The sequence below is a fragment of the Streptomyces sp. NRRL S-495 genome (assembly GCF_000966955.1).
Classification (GTDB): domain Bacteria; phylum Actinomycetota; class Actinomycetes; order Streptomycetales; family Streptomycetaceae; genus Kitasatospora; species Kitasatospora purpeofusca.
Window position 1 is genome coordinate 1 of sequence record NZ_JZWY01000781.1, and the last position, 850, is coordinate 850.

At 71.4% G+C, this 850-nt stretch carries 1 protein-coding gene; it reads left to right on the top strand.

Going from position 1 to position 850, the window contains the following annotated elements; translation table 11 throughout:
• On the top strand, nt 1-850 hold an 850-nt coding region (locus tag VR45_RS33320; protein WP_045943634.1), incomplete at its 3' end, for an NAD(P)(+) transhydrogenase (Re/Si-specific) subunit beta.

Sequence of the window (850 nt, forward strand, 5' to 3'; positions counted from 1 at the left end):
ATCATCCTCAGCCTGGCCGGGCTGTCCCAGCACCGCACCTCCCGCGCCGGGGTCGTCTACGGCATCGCCGGGATGGCGCTCGCCCTCGCCGCCACCGTGGTGGTGGCGTCCAGGAGCATCAGCGCCGGGGCGGTCGCCCTGATCGTCCTGGCGATGGCGCTGGGCGGAGCGGCCGGACTGTGGCGGGCCCGGCAGGTCGAGATGACGCAGATGCCGGAACTCATCGCCGTACTGCACAGCTTCGTCGGCCTCGCCGCGGTGCTGGTCGGCTGGAACAGCTACCTGGAGGTGGAGGCGCACGGAGCGGCGCAGACCGCCGTCGCCGGGGACCTGCTGGGCATCCACCACGCCGAGGTGTTCATCGGCATCTTCATCGGGGCGGTCACCTTCACCGGGTCGATCGTGGCCTTCCTCAAGCTGTCCGCCCGGATCGCCTCGCGGCCGCTGGTGCTGCCCGGCAAGAACGCGCTCAACATCGGCGCGCTGGCGGCGTTCGTGGGGCTGACGGTCTGGTTCACGGTCAGCCCGGGCCTGGGGGCGGTGATCGCGGTCACCGTCCTGGCGCTCGCGCTGGGCTGGCACCTGGTCGCCTCGATCGGCGGCGGCGACATGCCCGTCGTCGTCTCCATGCTCAACAGCTACTCCGGCTGGGCCGCGGCGGCGGCCGGCTTCCTGCTCGACAACAACCTGCTGATCGTCACCGGCGCGCTGGTCGGCTCCTCCGGTGCCTATCTGTCCTACATCATGTGCCGGGCGATGAACCGTTCCTTCCTCTCGGTGATCGCGGGCGGTTTCGGCATCGAGGCCGCCGCGAGCGGGGCCGAGGAGCAGGGCGAGCACCGGGAGGTCC